This is a genomic window from Micromonospora sp. CA-248212 (assembly GCF_050948405.1).
Lineage (GTDB): Bacteria > Actinomycetota > Actinomycetes > Mycobacteriales > Micromonosporaceae > Micromonospora.
On record NZ_CP192023.1, the window covers coordinates 419,920 to 436,383 of the forward strand.

Here is a 16,464-nt window from a genome sequence, read left to right on the forward strand (position 1 = left end):
CGCAGTCGCGAATGAAGGGCGACTCTGATGACCGACGTAGCCAAGCAGACCGAGACCGTCACCCTCACCATCGACGGCGTCGAGGTCACCGCCCCCAAGGGGGCGCTGCTGATCCGGGTCGCCGAGCAGATGGGCACCGAGATCCCCCGGTTCTGCGACCACCCGCTGCTGGCCCCGGCCGGCGCGTGCCGGCAGTGCCTGGTCGAGGTGGAGGGGCAACGCAAGCCGGTCGCCTCCTGCACCCAGACCGTCGCCGACGGCATGGTCGTCCGGACCCAGCTCACCTCCCCGGTCGCCCAGAAGGCGCAGGAGGGGGTGATGGAGCTGCTGCTGCTCAACCACCCGCTGGACTGCCCGATGTGTGACAAGGGCGGCGAGTGCCCCCTGCAGAACCAGGCGATGTCCACCGGCCGCACCGACTCGCGCTTCCACGAGCACAAGCGCGAGTACGAGAAGCCGATGGCGATCAGCAGCCAGGTGCTGCTGGACCGCGAGCGCTGCGTGCTCTGCCAGCGCTGCACCCGGTTCTCCGAGGAGATCGCCGGCGACAAGTTCATCGACCTGATGGGCCGGTCGTCCGCCGAGGAAATCAACATCTACCGGGACGACGCGTACGGCGAGCAGGGCGACGACGGTGACGTGCCGTTCAACTCCTACTTCTCCGGCAACACCGTGCAGATCTGCCCGGTGGGGGCGCTGACCGGCGCGCAGTACCGGTTCCGGGCCCGTCCGTTCGACCTGGTGTCCAGCCCGAGCGTCTGCGAGCACTGCTCGGCCGGCTGCGGGCAGCGCACCGACTGGCGGCGCGGCAAGGTGCTGCGCCGGCTCGCCGGTGACGAGCCGGCCGTGAACGAGGAGTGGAACTGCGACAAGGGCCGCTGGGGCTTCCAGTACACCCGGGCCGCCGACCGCCTGACCAACCCGCTGGTCCGCGACGAGCACACCGGTGAGCTGCGGGAGGCGTCCTGGAGTGAGGCGCTGACCCGGGCCGCCGAAGGGCTGCACGCGGCCCGCGAGGGCGGCCAGGGCACGGCGGTGCTCACCGGCGGTCGGCTGACCGTCGAGGACGCCTACGCGTACGCGAAGTTCGCCCGGGTCGCGCTGAACACCAACGACATCGACTTCCGGGCCCGGCCGGTCTCCCGCGAGGAGGCCGACTTCCTGGCCAGCTCGGTCGCCGGGGTCACCGACGTCACCTACACCGACGTGGAGAACGCGCCGGCCGTGGTGCTGGTGGGCCTGGAGCCGGAGGAGGAGTGCCCGATCCTCTTCCTGCGGCTGCGCAAGGCGTACCTGAAGAAGACCCTGACGGTGTACGCGCTGGCGCCGTTCGCCACCCGCGGCCTGGAGAAGCTCGGCGCCAAGCTGGCCCGGGTCGTGCCGGGCGAGGAGGCGAGCGTGCTCGCCGAGCACGCCACGGTCACCGAGGCGCTGAGCGCGCCGGGCGCGATCCTCATCGTGGGTGAGCGGCTGGCCGGTGTGCCGGGCGGGCTCTCCGCCGCGGCGGACGTGGCCCGGCGTACCGGTGCGAAGCTGGCCTGGGTGCCGCGGCGCGCGGGTGACCGCGGCGCGGTCGACGCGGGCTGCCTGCCCAACCTGCTCCCCGGGGGCCGGCTGGTCACCGAGCCGGCCGCGCGGGCCGAACTGGGCGAGGCGTGGGACATTCCGGCCGGGGTGATCCCCAGCCAGGCCGGTCGGGACACCGACGGCATCCTGGCGGCGGCGGCCAACGGACAGCTCGGCGCACTGCTGGTCGGCGGCGTCGACCCGGCCGACCTGGCCGACCCGCGGCTGGCCGAGGCCGCGCTGGACGCGGTGCCGTTCCTGGTCAGCCTGGAACTGCGCGCCAGCGCGGTGACCCGGCGGGCCGACGTGGTGCTGCCGGTCGCCCCGGTGGTCGAGAAGGCCGGCAGCTTCCTCGACTGGGAGGGCCGGCTGCGTCCGTTCGAGGCGGTGCTGAACACCGCCGCGATGACCGACGGGCGGGTGCTCGACGCGCTGGCCGCGCTCCTCGACGTAAGCCTCGGCACCGCCGACGTGCCGAGTGTCCGCCGCGAGCTGGGCTCGCTGCCGGCCACGCGCATGTCCCGGCCGTCCGCGCCGTCGGTGTCGCCGGGCACCGTGCCGCACCCGGCCGCCGGGGAGGCCGTGCTGGCGACCTGGCACCAGCTCGTCGACAACGGCACCCTGACCGAGGGCGACGAGAACCTCGCCGGCACCGCCCGCCCGCCGGTGGTCCGGCTGGGCAAGGGCACCGCCGAGGCGCTCGGTGTCGCCGACGGTGACGCGGTCACGGTCGGCACCGACCGGGGCGCGCTGACCCTGCCGGCGGAGATCACCGAGATGCCGGACGGCGTGGTCTGGCTGCCCACGAACTCACCCGGTTCGACCGTGCGACGCAGCCTCGGGGCGACGTCCGGCACGGTCGTCCGGATCTCCGTTCCCGCATCGGGTACGGCCATCCCGGCCGGGCGCGTGGCGGCCGACGAGACCATCCTCAGTTCTGGGGGTAACCAGTGAACTCGATCGTCCTGGCTCAGGACCCGACGCTTGCCGACTTCGGTCGGGATCCGTGGTGGCTGGTTCTCGGCAAGATTGTCTTCGCCTTCGCGTTCGGTCTGCTGGCCACCCTGCTCGGTGTCTGGTTCGAACGGCGCGTGGTCGGTTACATGCAGGTGCGGCCCGGCCCGAACCAGGTCGGCCCGCTCGGCCTGTTGCAGACCCTCGCCGACGGCCTGAAGATGGCCTTCAAGGAGGACATCCTCCCGAAGGCGGCCGACAAGGTCGTCTACTTCTTCGCACCGACGATCTCGGTGATCTGCGCGGTCACCGCGCTGGCGGTGGTGCCGTTCGGCCCGATGGTGAGCATCTTCGGCCACCACACGCCGTTGCAGGTCACCGACGTGCCGGTGGCCGTGCTCCTGCTGCTGGCCTGCTCCTCGATGGGCGTCTACGGCATCGTGCTGGGCGGCTGGGCCTCCGGCTCGACGTACCCGCTGCTCGGTGGTCTCCGGTCGAGCGCCCAGATGATCTCGTACGAGGTCGCGATGGGCCTGAGCATCGTGGCGGTCTTCATGACCGCCGGCACGATGAGTACCAGCGGGATCGTCGCCGCACAGGGTGACGCCACCCGGCTGACCATCTTCGGCACCGAGATCCCGGCCCCGGGCTGGTACGCGATCCTGCTGCTGCCCAGCTTCGTCATCTTCTTCATCGCCACGGTGGGTGAGACCAACCGGGCGCCGTTCGACCTGCCCGAGGCCGAGTCCGAGCTGGTTGCCGGCTTCATGACCGAGTACAGCTCGCTGAAGTTCGCGCTCTTCATGCTCAGCGAGTACGTCGCGATGGTGACCATGTCCGCGGTCACCACCACGCTGTTCCTCGGCGGCTGGCGGGCGCCCTGGCCGATCACGCTGTGGGAGGGCGCCAACTCCGGTTGGTGGCCGATGCTCTGGTTCTTCGGCAAGGTGATCGCGCTGGTCTTCGTCTTCGTGTGGCTGCGCGGCACGCTGCCCCGACTGCGCTACGACCAGTTCATGCGCTTCGGCTGGAAGGTTCTGCTGCCGATCAACCTGGTCTGGATCCTGGTCCTGTCGGGCCTGCGCTCGATCGAGGACTGGGACACCCGCGGCAAGGTCATCGCCGTGAGTATCCCGGCCGGCATCCTGCTGCTCGCCACGCTCTTCTGGCCGAGCCGGAAGCCGCAGCCGAAGCCGACCACGCAGGAGCAGGTCGACAGCCGGCCGTACGGGAGCTTCCCGCTGCCGCCGATGGATCTACAGGTACCACCGAGCCCGCGTATCACGCGCGTGGTCGCCGAGCGGGAGCCGGCCAACATCGTCGCCGGCTCGGACTCCAGGGAGGTGTGACGTGGGCGCGATCACCGGAACGTTCAAGGGATTCGGTGTCACCTTCTCGCACATGTTCAGGAAGGTCGTCACCACCGACTATCCGTTCAAGCCGCCGGTTTCGGCGCCGCGCTACCACGGGCGGCACATCCTCAACCGGCACCCGGACGGCCTGGAGAAGTGCATCGGCTGCGAGCTGTGCGCCTGGGCCTGCCCGGCGGACGCGATCTACGTCGAGGGCGGCGACAACACCGACGAGCAGCGCTTCTCGCCGGGTGAGCGGTACGCCAGCACCTACCAGATCAACTACGCGCGGTGCATCTTCTGCGGACTCTGCATCGAGGCCTGCCCGACCCGTTCGCTGACCATGAGCAACGAGTACGAGCTGGCCCGGGACAACCGACAGGACCTGATCTTCACCAAGGAGCAGTTGCTCGCCCCGCTGTTGGAGGGCATGGAGCAGCCGCCGCACCCGATGCGGCTGGGTGACAGCGAGAAGGACTACTACGTCGGCGCGCTGGACAACCCGGGCACCTCCGCCGGTGCCGAGACGTCACCGATGGGCCCCGGCCGCCACCAGGTCGAGGAGCACCCCGGCGTGACGTTCCCGGGCGCCGAGCAGGCCGCCCAGCGTGCGGCGGTCGGCAAGGGAGAGAACGCATGACCACGTCTACGGTGCTCGCCGCGGCGGGCGGGGTGTCCGGCGGCGAGCAGGTCACCTTCTGGATCCTCGCGCCGCTCGCGCTGATCGGCGCGATCGGGATGGTGGCGGCCCGCAACGCGGTGCACTCGGCGCTCTGGCTGGTGCTGACCATGCTCTGCCTGGGCGTGTTCTACGTGCTCCAGGCCGGGCCGTTCATCGGCATGGTGCAGATCATCGTCTACACCGGCGCGATCATGATGCTCTTCCTGTTCGTGCTGATGCTCGTCGGTCGGGACGCGTCCGACTCGCTGATCGAGACCCTGCGCGGTCAGCGGGTCGCCGCGATCGTGCTGGGGCTGGGCTTCGCCGGCCTCGTCGGCGGCGCCCTCTACCGGGCCGTCGAGGGCTCCACCGCCGTCGGCCTGGACGAGGCCAACGCGGAGGGGAACGTGCAGGGCATCGCCCGCCTGCTGTTCACGAAGTACGTCTTCGCGTTCGAGCTGACCTCGGCGCTGCTGATCACCGCGGCGGTCGGCGCCATGGTGCTCGCGCACGTCGAGCGGCGCAAGCAGGACAAGATGGACCAGCCGGCGACCATGCGGGCCCGCTTCGCGCCGGGCAACTACCCGGGCCCCAAGCCGGGCCCCGGCGTCTTCGCGACCTCCTCCTCGGTGGCCACCCCGGCGCGACTGCCGGACGGCCGGCTCACCGAGCGGAGCACGCCGGACATCCTGCCGGTGCGTGAGCTGACCGCGCAGGAGACCACTCTGAAGGGGACCGACCGGTGACTCCTGACTATTACCTGGTGCTGGCCGCGGTGCTGTTCACCATCGGCGCCGCCGGGGTGCTCGTCCGGCGCAACGCGCTCGTGCTGTTCATGTGTGTCGAGCTGATGCTCAACGCGGCCAACCTGACGCTGGTCACCTTCAGCCGGATCAACGGTGACCTCAACGGCCAGATCATGGCGTTCTTCGTGATGGTGGTGGCCGCCGCCGAGGTCGTGGTCGGCCTCGCGATCATCATGGCCATCTTCCGGACGCGACGCTCGGCGAGCGTCGACGACGCCAACCTGCTGAAGTACTAAAGGGGTCCACCGGTGGAAGAGACTGTGGAATACGCCCAGGCCACGGGGCTGCTCGGGGGCGTCTGGCTGCTGGTGGCGATCCCGCTGGTCAGCGCGGCCATCCTGCTGCTGCTCGGCCGGCGGGCCGACCGCTGGGGGCACTGGTTGGGCGTCGCGGCCATCGGCGCCGCGTTCGTGCTCGGGCTGGCGTCCTTCTTCCAGCTACGAGGCCTGGAGAACAAGTCGGTCGAGCTGAGCCTGTGGGACTTCATCGCGGTCGGTGACCTGCGGGTCGACTTCGGCCTGCTGTTCGATCCGCTGGCCGCCGTCTTCGTGCTCCTCATCACCGGCGTCGGCTTCCTGATCCACCTGTACGCCGTGGAGTACATGGCGCACGACGCGGGTCGCCGCCGGTTCTTCGCGTACTTCAACCTGTTCGTCGCCGCCATGCTGCTGCTGGTGCTCGGCAACAACTACGTGATGCTCTACTTCGGCTGGGAGGGCGTCGGTCTGGCGTCGTACCTGCTGATCTCCTTCTGGTACGGGCGGCCGAGCGCCGCCACGGCCGGCAAGAAGGCGTTCCTGATGAACCGGGTCGGTGACACCGGCCTCGCCATCGGCATCTTCATCATGTTCGCGACCCTGGGCACCACCCAGTACGACGAGGTCTTCAACGGCGTCGGCTCACTGACCGGCACCACCGTGCTGGTCCTCGGCCTGTTGCTGCTGCTCGGCGCGGCCGGTAAGTCCGGCCAGTTCCCGTTGCAGGCGTGGCTGCCGGACGCGATGGAGGGCCCCACCCCGGTGTCGGCGCTCATTCACGCCGCCACCATGGTCACCGCCGGTGTCTACCTGATCGCCCGCTCCAACCCGATCTTCTCCGCGAACTCGACGCTCCAGCTCGTGGTGGTCAGCGTCGGCGCGCTCACCCTGCTGATGGGCTGCATCATCGGCGCGGCCAAGGACGACATCAAGCGGGTGCTCGCCTGGTCGACGGTGAGCCAGATCGGCTACATGTTCCTCGGCGTCGGTCTCGGCGGCGGGGCGTACGCGCTGGCCATCGTGCACCTGCTGGCGCACGGCTTCTTCAAGGCCAACATGTTCCTGGGCGCCGGCTCGGTCATGCACGGCATGAAGGACCAGGTGGACATCCGCCGCTTCGGTGGGCTGTCGACGTACATGAAGGTCACCTGGTTGACGTTCATGATGGGCTGGCTGGCCATCATCGGCATGTTCCCGTTCTCCGGCTTCTTCTCCAAGGAGCCGATCATCGTGGCCGCCTTCGAGCGGGAGGACTGGACCGCCTGGCTCTACGGCGGTGCCGCGCTGCTCGGTGCGGGCCTGACCGCGTTCTACATGACGCGGCTGTTCGTGCTCACGTTCCACGGTCCGAAGCGGTGGACCGAGGACATCGAGCACCCGCACGAGTCGCCGAAGCTGATGACCATTCCGCTGATCCTGCTGGCGATCGGCTCGGTCGGCGCCGGCTTCCTGCTCTCCACCTCCGTGCCGGACTGGCTGACGTCCACCGCCGGTCTGGGCGGCGAGCACGCGGAGCACGAGCCGGTCCTCTCGCACCTCGTGATCACCACGCTGTCGCTGCTGGTCACCGTGCTCGGCGCCGGCCTGGCCTGGTTCCTGTTCCGGGCCGGCACGGCCACCGCGCCGCAGCCGGCCGGGATCCTGGTCACCGCCGCCCGACGCAACCTCTACACCGACGCCGTCAACGAGGCGGTCTTCGAGAAGCCGGGCATCTTCCTCACCCGGGCGCTGGTCTTCCTCGACAACCGGGGCATCGACGGTCTCGTTAACGGGCTCGCCGCCGCCGTCGGCGGGGGTTCGGGTCGACTCCGGCGGATGCAGACCGGCTTCGTCCGCTCGTACGCCACCTCGATCCTGGCCGGCGCGCTGCTGGTGATGGCGGCGTTCCTCGCGGTGCAGGCGGGGTGGTTGGCATGACCGACCCGAAGACGCCCGCCCCCGCCGGCGGACCACGCATCCACCACGGAGGTAAGGCCGCATAATGTCCAACTTCCCGTTCCTCTCGGTGCTCACCGTGGCGCCACTGGTGGGCGCTCTGGTGGTGGCCTTCCTGCCGCGCCACCGGCCCGAGCTGGCCAAGCAGGTGGCGTTCGCCTGGTCGCTGCTGGTACTGGTGCTCTCGGTGGTGATGTGGGTCAGCTTCAACGCCGGCGGTGACCGGTTCCAGTTCCGGGAGTCGTACACCTGGATCCCGAACTGGGGCGTCAACTTCACCTTCGCCGCCGACGGCATCGCGCTGGTGATGCTGATGCTGATCGCGGTGCTGGTGCCGTTGGTGATCCTGGCGTCCTGGCACGACGCCGAGTCGTCGAAGCGGTCCATCCCGGTCTACTTCGCGCTACTGCTGATCCTCGAGAGCACGATGATCGGCGTCTTCGCGGCCGCCGACGTCTTCCTGTTCTACGTGTTCTTCGAGGTCATGCTCGTGCCGATGTACTTCCTGATCGGCAGCTACGGCGGCCACCAGCGGCAGTACGCGGCGGTGAAGTTCTTCCTCTACTCGCTGGTCGGCGGTCTGTTCATGCTGGCCGCGGTGATCGGCCTGTGGGTGGTCGGTGGCAAGACGTTCGACTGGCAGGCGCTCTCGCAGGTCGACATCAGCACCGGCACCGAGCGGTGGCTGTTCCTCGGCTTCTTCCTCGCGTTCGCCATCAAGGCCCCGTTCTTCCCGTTCCACACCTGGCTGCCGGACGCCGGTGGCGCCGCCCCGGCGGGTGCCGCCGCGTTGCTGGTCGGTGTGCTGGACAAGGTCGGCACGTTCGGCATCCTGCGCTACTGCCTGCCGCTGTTCCCCGAGGCGTCGAAGTGGTTCGCGCCCTGGGCGCTGGCGTTGGGCGTGATCGGCATCATCTACGCGGCGCTGCTGGCGGTCGGTCAGAACGACCTCAAGCGGCTGGTGTCGTACACCTCGATCGCGCACTTCGGGTTCATCGGGGTGGGCATCTTCGCGTTCACCACCCAGGCCGGCACCGGCGCGGTGCTCTACATGCTCAACCACGGCCTGGCCACCGGCCTGCTCTTCCTCGTGGTGGGCATGCTCGTCGCCCGGCGTGGCTCGGCGCTGATCAGTGACTTCGGTGGTGCCGGCAAGCTGGTCCCGGTGCTCGCCGGTGTGCTGTTCTTCGCCGGTCTGGCCTCGCTCGCCCTGCCGGGGACCGCGCCGTTCATCTCCGAGTTCCTGGTGCTGATCGGCACGTTCACGGTGAACAAGCCGGTGGCGGTCATCGCCACGGTCGGCATCATCCTGGCGGCGGCGTACGTGCTGTGGATGGTGCAACGCACCACGCAGGGCACGCTCAACCCGGCGCTGACCGAGGTCGACGGTATGCGCCGGGACCTCAGCCTGCGGGAGAAGGTCGTGGTCGCCCCGCTGATCGCGCTGATCGTGCTGCTCGGCTTCTACCCCAAGCCGGTCACCGACGTGATCAACCCGGCCGTCCAGGCGACCATGGACGACATCGGCAGGACCGACCCCGCCCCATCGGTGGGCGGCACTCTCCAGGAGGCAGGCCGGTGAGCGCGAGGAGTGCAGCGCAGCGGAGCCCCGCAGTCGCGAACGAAAGGTCGGCATCGGTGAGCGCGAGGAGTGCAGCGCAGCGGAGCCCCGCAGTCGCGAACGAAAGGTCGGCATCGGTGAGCGCGAGGAGTGCAGCGCAGCGGAGCCCCGCAGTCGCGAACGAAAGGTCGGCACAGTGACCGAGTTGAAACTGCCGTCGCTCGATTACGCGGCGCTCGCCCCGATCCTGATCATGCTGGGCACCGCGTTGCTCGGCGTGCTGGTCGAGGCCTTCGTGCCCCGGCGCTCGCGACACCTGGTGCAGCTGACGCTGGCACTGCTGGCCGTGCTCGCCGCGCTGACCATGGTGGTCCTCAACGCCGACGACCGGCTCATCACGGCCGGTCAGGCCATCGCGGTGGACGGGCCGACGCTGTTCCTCCAGGGCGCGATCCTGGTGCTGGCGGCCATGGCGCTGCTCCTGATCGGCGACCGCTCCGTCGAGCGGGGCGGCGCGTTCGTCGCCCAGGCCGCCGTGACGGCGGAGTCGGCCGACGACCGGAAGCAGGCTGAGGGCCGCAACGGCCTCACCGAGGTGTACCCGCTCGTCACGTTCGCCATCGGCGGCATGCTGATCTTCGTGGCGGCGAACGACCTGCTGACCATGTTCATCGCGTTGGAAGTCTTCTCCCTCCCGCTGTACCTGCTCTGCGCGCTGGCTCGCCGCCGGCGGCTGCTGAGCCAGGAAGCGGCGATGAAGTACTTCCTGCTCGGCGCGTACGCCTCGGCGTTCTTCCTGTTCGGTGTGGCCCTGATCTACGGCTTCACCGCGGGCGTTCCGGGCCGTTCCGCCGGTGTCGACTTCGCGACCGTCAACGCGGCGGTGAGTGAGTCTCCGGCCAGCCCGGTGCTGCTCTTCGCCGGCATGGCGCTGCTCGCCATCGGTCTGCTCTTCAAGGCCGCCGCGGCCCCGTTCCACGTCTGGACCCCGGACGTCTACCAGGGTGCGCCGACCCCGGTCACCGGCTTCATGGCGGCCTGCACCAAGGTCGCCGCGTTCGGCGCCCTGCTGCGCGTCTTCCACGTCGCGTTCGAGGGCGGGGGCTGGGACTTCACCCCGGTCCTCGGCGCGGTGGCGGTGCTGACCATGCTCCTGGGCGCGGTGCTCGCGGTCACCCAGACCGACATCAAGCGGCTGCTCGCGTACTCCTCGATCGCCAACGCCGGCTACCTGCTGGTCGGCGTGCTGGCCCCGAGCAAGGACGGGCTGTCCGGCACGATGTTCTACCTGGTCGCGTACGGCTTCTCGGTGCTCGCCGCGTTCGCCGTGGTGACCCTGGTCCGGGACGCCGACGGCGAGGCCACCCACCTGTCCCGGTGGGCGGGGTTGGGCCGGCGCTCGCCGTTCTTCGCCGCGCTGTTCACGTTCATCCTGCTGGCCTTCGCCGGTATCCCGCTGACCAGCGGATTCACCAGCAAGTTCGCCATCTTCGGGCCGGCCCTTGAGGGCGGTCAGGCGTGGCTGGTGATCGCCGGTGTGCTGACCAGCATGGTGCTCGCGTTCCCGTACCTGCGGGTCGTGGTGATGATGTGGCTGTCCGAGCCGGGCGAGTCCACCCCGACCGTGACCGTGCCGGGCGGGCTCACCTCCGCCGCCCTGATGATCGGCGTGCTGGCCACCCTGGTGCTGGGTGTCGCCCCGGCGCCGCTGCTCGACCTGGCTACCGGAGCCGCCGAATTCGTGCGGTGAGACGTGGCTCTACCACCGGGGGCCGGCGCGCGACAGCGTGCCGGCCCCCGCTGCGTATCCCCGATCCGGAGCAGGTAGAACGGGTGTGGCATGGTTGATGGTGTGGTGATTCCGGCTGGCGAGCGTTCAGGTGCCACCGGTTCCGGCGGTCGCCGGGGTCGGGCGAGCATGAGTCAGTTCGGCGCGCTCGGCCTTCATCTCGCCGATCCCCGCGTCGAGGCATCCGTGCTGGGCCTGCTGGAAGCGGTCGAGGTCGAGCTGAGTGCGAGTGTGGCCAGCGCCGACCCGTTCGTCTCCGAGGCGGCCCGGCACCTTCTCGACGCCGGGGGTAAGCGGTTCCGGCCGCTGCTGGTGGCGCTCGGTGCCCAGTTCGGCGATCCCACGGGTGCGCGGGTGGTCCCGGCGGCCGTGGTGATGGAGCTCACGCACCTGGCCACCCTCTACCACGACGACGTGATGGACGAGGCGGACGTGCGGCGGGGTGCGCCGAGCGCCAACTCGCGTTGGACCAACTCGGTCGCCATCCTGGTCGGCGACTACCTCTTCGCCCGCGCCGCGGACATCGCGGCGGACCTGGGCCCGGAGGCCGTCCGGTTGCAGGCGCGCACCTTCGCCCGGCTCGTGCACGGGCAGATCGCCGAGACGGTGGGGCCGCGTGCCGGCGACGACCCGGTCGCGCACTACCTGAGCGTGATCGCCGAGAAGACCGGCTCCCTGATCGCCACGTCGGCCCGCTTCGGCGGCATGTTCAGTGGCGCTCCGGCGGAGCACGTCGAGGCGCTCGCCGGGTACGGCGAGACGATCGGCGTCGCCTTCCAGCTCTCCGACGACCTGCTCGACATCGCGTCCGAGTCGGTGCAGTCGGGCAAGACGCCCGGCACGGACCTGCGCGAGGGGGTCCCGACGCTCCCGGTGCTCTACGCCCGTGCGGCCGACGACTCCGACGCCTCCTCGGTGCGGCTGCGGGAGATCCTGGCGACCGGTCCGTTGACCGACGACGCGCTGCACGCCGAGGCGCTGGGGCTGCTGCGGGAGAGCCCGGCGCTCAAGCGTGCCCGGGAGACCGTGCGCAGCTACGCCGAGGACGCCCGCGCCTGTCTGGCCCCGCTCCCCGCGAACTCGTCCCGCCAGGCCCTGGAGTCGCTCTGCGACTACATAGCCGACCGCACAAGCTGACCAGCACACCCCTCCAGCGCGGCACCCCCAGCTTCGTTGATCATGAAGTTATTGCCTCGACACGCCGTGTGATCGGGCAACAACTTCATGATCACCGGCTCGGGGGTGAGGGGTTTGTAGGAGGCGGCTGGCGGTCAGCATCAGGGCGGCGGCCAGCAGCATCGACACCGAGGCCGTGGCCCACATTGTCGGGTAGCCCAGGTGGGCGGCGAGCGGGCCGAGGCTCAGTGGGCCGAGGCAGCCGCCCGCGTACACCCCGGTCTGTGTGATCGAGGTGGCGGCGGCCGGAGCCTGCGGGTGCAGCCGGACCACCGCGAAGGTCATGAGGCCGGGCCAGGCCCAGCCCAGACCGAACCCGAGCACCACGCCCGCCACCAGCGGCACCGGGCCGGCCACCGCGAGCAGGCCCAGCCCGACCGCCCCGATCACCAGCATCGCGGCGATGAGCGCGACGTGACCGTTGGCCCGCCGGTCGGCCAGTCCGCCAGCGCCCACCCGGGCGACGACACAGACCGCGCTGCCCAGGGTCAGGGTGAGGCCGGCCAGAGCAGGCGAGAGGCCCCGGGCGGCGGCCGAGTCGACCAGGAAGGTGCCGAGCGCGTTGGCCGCGCCCGCCGCCAACGTCGCCGCCGCGCCGACGACCACCAGGGCCGTCGTGGCCCGGCCTCCGCGCGTCCCGTCGGCCCGACGCGCACGACCGGACACCTGCCGGGGTACGGCCGGCAGCGTGGTCAGCGCCGCGACTGCCGCCACCACGAACGCCCAACGCCAGCCGGCGGTGAGCGCGATGGTGGGCACCGCCGCGCCGGCCAACAGCGTCGAGACCGGGATCGCCGCCTGCTTGACGCCGAACGACAGGCCCTGCCTCCGCGGCGGGACGTGCTCGGCGAGCGCCGCGTTGCTGGCGAGCTGGCCGAGGGCGTTCGCGGCGGCGCTGAGCGCCAGCAGGGCGAGCAGCGCCTCGTACGAGCGGGCGAGCGCTGCCACGGCCAGCATCGACCCGGAGGCCAGCACGATGGCACAGCGGGCCACCAGCGCCGGCCCGTACCGCTCGACGAGGCGTCCGGAGGGCACCGAGGCCAGCGCGCTCACGCCGAAGTAGACGGAGACGGCCAGGCCCAGCCCGGCGGGGGAGAAGCGGAGATCCGCACCCATCTGCACGGCGAGGCCGCCGAGCAGGAAGACGGGCAGTACGCAGGCCACGGTGGTGGCCACGGCGCCGGCGCTGGCCCGGATGGGGCGGGTGCGGACGGGCGCGGGGGTGAGGACGGTGTGGGTCATCGTGCGGCAAACCTACGCGAGTCGCGCTCAGGCAACTCCTGGTGACCGCTGGTGTACGAGGAGTGGATGGTGATCTGGCATCCTCGACCCGAACAGGCATTTCGCACGCGGCCTGTTTTTCATATGGTGTAAGTCCCCGGCGGCGGAGGTGGTTGTGCGCGACCCCTTGGCAGAACCTTCGGACCTGATCCGCAGCGTGTCCCGAGCACTGCGGGTGCTCGAGTCGGTCGGTCGTGCCCCGAAGGGCCTGACCGTCAAGCAGATCGCCCGACGGTGTGAGCTGACCGTGGCCACCACCTACCACCTCGTCCGCACCCTCGCGTACGAGGGTTACGTGATCCGTCGCGAGGACGGCACGTACATCGTGGGTCTCGAGGTGGCCGACCGTTACCGCGAGTTGGTGACCGCGTTCCGGGGTCCACCGGTGGTCGGCGAGACGTTGCGACGCGCCGCCGTCGACACCGGTTACAGCCACTTCCTGGGTCGGTTCGTCGGCGGTCAGGTCGCCATCACGGCGGTGGCCGAGGGGCACCGTTCGCCGTATCTGGAAGATCTCGTTCCCGGCTTCGACGAGGGGGCCCACGCGACCGCTCTCGGCAAGTCCCTGCTCGCCACCCTGACCGCCGAGCAGCGCTTCCGCTATCTCCGCGAGTACGGCATGCGTCCCTTCACCAGCGCCACGCTGACCGCCACCGAGACGTTCGAGGCCGACCTGGCCGCCGGTGACCGCCGGGGGATGCAGTTGGAGTTGGGACAGTTCCGCCAGGGGGTGGCCTGCGCGGCGGTGCTCGTCGCACCCGACAAGGACATGGAACGTCGGGTCGTGCTGGCCTGCGCCCTGCCCGCGAGCGAGATGATGACCTCCGCCCGGGTCGTACGCGCGAAGCTGCTCACCGTCGCCCGTACGGTCGCCGACGGCATCGCCGCCGACCACTGACCCGCCGGACGCGCCAGAGGCCCTCTCCCGGGCTGGGAGAGGGCCTCTCGGGGCGGTCCGGCGCCGAACCGCCAGGGGAACGTCAGCTGCCCACCGGGCCGCCGTCGAGGCGCCAGGTGACCACCACGCCCGGCTTGGCGTAGTCGCCGTCCGGCCAGTTCGAGGCCGGGTTCTCCACCGACGCGCCGGTGATCTCGCCCGGGTGCTGCACCGCGACGAACACCGAGCGGTTGTCGCCGGTGATGAACGGACCGCAGGTCTCCGCGCCGATCGGCACGGTCAGGAACTGCTTGAGGTGGCCCTTCTCCGGACCCTCGACCGCGGTGGCGAAGAGGCCGTCGTTGCTGCCCAGCGCATTGCCGTCGGTGGAGATCCACAGGTTGCCGGTGGCGTCGAAGGCGACGTTGTCCGGGCAGGAGATCGGCGAGACCTGGGTCTTGTCGTACCCGGAGAAGAAGGTCGAGGGGTCGGTCGGGTCGCCGCAGACGATCGGGAGCGACCAGGCGAACGTCTCCGCCGTGTTGTCGTCGCGGTCCTCGACCAGCTCCAGGATCTGCCCGTGCTTGTTGGCGTTGCGCGGGTTGGCCTCGTCCGCGGCCGCCTTGCCGGCCTTGCCGCGGTCGGTGTTGTTGGTCAGCGCCACGTACACCTTGCCGGTGAGGTGGCTCGGCTCGACGTCCTCGGGACGGTCCATCTTGGTCGCGCCGACCTTGTCACCGGCGAGCCGGGCGAAGGTGAGCACGTCCGCGGCGGTCATCCCGTCGACGAACGACCGGTTGCCGCTGACCAGCTTGATCCAGCGACCCCGACCGTTGAACGCGCCGTCGGTGGGGAGCGTGCCGGAGCCGTCGATCTCGGCGGCGCTGGTCTGGTCGAGCTGCGCGACGTAGAGCGTGCCGGACTCCAGCAGGGTCAGGTTGTGCTTGCGGGCGGCCCAGGAGTTGCCCTTGAGGAACTTCTTGTCCGAGACGAACTTGTACAGGTAGTCGAACCGCTCGTCGTCGCCCATGTACGCGACCACGTGGCCGTCCCTGGCGACGATGACGTTCGCGCCCTCGTGCTTGAAGCGACCCATCGCGGTGTGCTTGCGCGGACGGCTCTCCGGGTCGAACGGGTCGATCTCGACGACCCAGCCGAACCGGTGCGCCTCGTTGGGGTGCTTGGCCAGGTCGAAGCGCTCGTCGGCGCGTTCCCACTTGCGGCTGCCGCTGGGGTAGCGAGCGGTGGTGGTGATGCCGTAGCGGTCGAACTTCGGCTTCAGGTCGGCCGGCGCGGCGTCGGCGCCGACGAAGTACTGGTTGAAGTTCTCCTCGCCGGACAGCACGGTGCCCCACGGGGTCACGCCACCGGAGCAGTTGTTCAGCGTGCCGACGACCGTACGGCCCTTCGGGTCGGCGGCGGTCTTCAGCCAGGCCGAGCCGGCGGCCGGGCCGGTCAGGTCGAACTTGGTGCTCAGCGCGGTGACCCGCCGGTTGTACGGCCGGCGGCCGTTGCCCACGGGCTTCCACTGCCCGGTGCCGCCGACCCGCTCCAGCTCCACCACGGACATGCCGTGCGCGGCCATTGCGGTGCGCAGCTGCTCCACGGAGAGTCCGTCCAGGCCGGGGAACCCGGGGAACATGAGGTCCTCGTTGGTGTACTCGTGGTTGACCACGAGCAGCGCCCTCCTGCCCTGCTTGTCCAGCGGCAGCACACCCACGAAGTCGTTGTTGTAGCCGAACTGCTTCGACTGCGCGGCGGCGCTCTGGTGGTGCAGGTCGAACGCCGGCGCGCCCGGCAGCACCGGGTCACCCCACTTGATCACCACGGCGTGGTCGTAGCCGTTCGGCACGACCAGGGTGTCCAGCTTGTTCGGCGGAATCGGCTTGAAGGTCAGCGCGCCGCTGCCGACACCCGTGGTGGGACGGCCGAAGCCGAAGTTCTCCGGCACGTCCGGGGTGGTGGGGGCCGCGCTGGCGGGGGCCGCGCCGGCCAGCGCGCCGACCGCCGCGCCGCCGAAGCCGAGCACCAGGGCGCCGACCGCGCCGGCCCGGACCACGCCGCGCCGGGAGACCTCCGCGTCCACCACGTCACCGAAGTACGCGTTCTCGGACGTGTTCGGTACCGGGTGGTCACAGGCGTTGCCGCAGCGGTACAGGCAGGTCATGGCGTCACGGGTGCCGTGGCGCTTGCCGGTCAACAGCGGGAGCAGCCGGGGACGGTCGCTCATGGGAGAAGCCTCCAGGTGA

General features: G+C 70.4%; 12 protein-coding genes. 10 read left to right on the plus strand and 2 right to left on the minus strand.

All coding sequences use genetic code 11. The features are described from left to right. The first annotated feature begins 27 nt into the window (after positions 1 to 27). The 9 genes from ACQP03_RS02005 to ACQP03_RS02045 all read left to right on the plus strand — a co-directional run bounded on the left by ACQP03_RS02005 (position 28) and on the right by ACQP03_RS02045 (position 12,018). On the plus strand, positions 28 to 2,520 hold the full coding sequence (locus tag ACQP03_RS02005) for an NADH-quinone oxidoreductase subunit G (protein ID WP_357123529.1): 2,493 nt from the start codon (positions 28 to 30) through the stop codon (positions 2,518 to 2,520). Continuing rightward, positions 2,517 to 3,869, plus strand: a complete 1,353-nt coding sequence (gene nuoH, locus ACQP03_RS02010) for an NADH-quinone oxidoreductase subunit NuoH (RefSeq protein ID WP_357175891.1) — start codon at positions 2,517 to 2,519, stop codon at positions 3,867 to 3,869. Before ACQP03_RS02005 ends, nuoH begins: the two co-directional genes overlap by 4 nt. 1 nt (position 3,870) lies before the next feature. After that, complete coding sequence (gene nuoI / locus ACQP03_RS02015; RefSeq protein ID WP_357175894.1) at positions 3,871 to 4,512, plus strand: NADH-quinone oxidoreductase subunit NuoI; 642 nt, start codon at positions 3,871 to 3,873, stop codon at positions 4,510 to 4,512. Beyond that, positions 4,509 to 5,279: an NADH-quinone oxidoreductase subunit J gene (locus tag ACQP03_RS02020; RefSeq protein WP_357123536.1), complete on the plus strand. Its 771-nt coding sequence runs from the start codon at positions 4,509 to 4,511 to the stop codon at positions 5,277 to 5,279. Before nuoI ends, ACQP03_RS02020 begins: the two co-directional genes overlap by 4 nt. Continuing rightward, positions 5,276 to 5,575: an NADH-quinone oxidoreductase subunit NuoK gene (nuoK, locus tag ACQP03_RS02025; RefSeq protein ID WP_355048264.1), complete on the plus strand. Its 300-nt coding sequence runs from the start codon at positions 5,276 to 5,278 to the stop codon at positions 5,573 to 5,575. The genes ACQP03_RS02020 and nuoK overlap by 4 nt, the downstream gene beginning before the upstream one ends. 12 nt (positions 5,576 to 5,587) lie before the next feature. Then, complete coding sequence (gene nuoL / locus ACQP03_RS02030) at positions 5,588 to 7,513, plus strand: NADH-quinone oxidoreductase subunit L (RefSeq protein WP_357175896.1); 1,926 nt, start codon at positions 5,588 to 5,590, stop codon at positions 7,511 to 7,513. A 64-nt stretch (positions 7,514 to 7,577) separates the two neighbouring features. After that, on the plus strand, positions 7,578 to 9,113 hold the full coding sequence (locus ACQP03_RS02035) for an NADH-quinone oxidoreductase subunit M (protein ID WP_357123544.1): 1,536 nt from the start codon (positions 7,578 to 7,580) through the stop codon (positions 9,111 to 9,113). Between the two features lie 175 nt (positions 9,114 to 9,288). Further along, positions 9,289 to 10,842: an NADH-quinone oxidoreductase subunit NuoN gene (gene nuoN, locus ACQP03_RS02040; protein WP_357123547.1), complete on the plus strand. Its 1,554-nt coding sequence runs from the start codon at positions 9,289 to 9,291 to the stop codon at positions 10,840 to 10,842. Positions 10,843 to 10,932: 90 nt separating this feature from the next. Next, positions 10,933 to 12,018: a polyprenyl synthetase family protein gene (locus tag ACQP03_RS02045; RefSeq protein ID WP_357123550.1), complete on the plus strand. Its 1,086-nt coding sequence runs from the start codon at positions 10,933 to 10,935 to the stop codon at positions 12,016 to 12,018. A gap of 48 nt (positions 12,019 to 12,066) precedes the next feature. Here the strand turns inward: ACQP03_RS02045 and ACQP03_RS02050 are convergent, their stop codons facing one another. After that, positions 12,067 to 13,299: an MFS transporter gene (locus ACQP03_RS02050; protein ID WP_433460028.1), complete on the minus strand. Its 1,233-nt coding sequence runs from the start codon at positions 13,297 to 13,299 to the stop codon at positions 12,067 to 12,069. Between the two features lie 154 nt (positions 13,300 to 13,453). On the opposite strand from ACQP03_RS02050, the gene ACQP03_RS02055 reads away from it, so the two are divergent. Continuing rightward, entirely contained in the window at positions 13,454 to 14,236 is a 783-nt protein-coding gene (locus tag ACQP03_RS02055; RefSeq protein WP_357123556.1) for an IclR family transcriptional regulator, read from the plus strand. A gap of 82 nt (positions 14,237 to 14,318) precedes the next feature. Here the strand turns inward: ACQP03_RS02055 and ACQP03_RS02060 are convergent, their stop codons facing one another. Further along, positions 14,319 to 16,445 carry a PhoX family protein gene (locus ACQP03_RS02060; RefSeq protein WP_433460031.1) on the minus strand — a complete coding sequence of 709 codons (2,127 nt, stop codon included), beginning with the start codon at positions 16,443 to 16,445 and terminating at the stop codon, positions 14,319 to 14,321. Positions 16,446 to 16,464 lie beyond the last annotated feature (19 nt).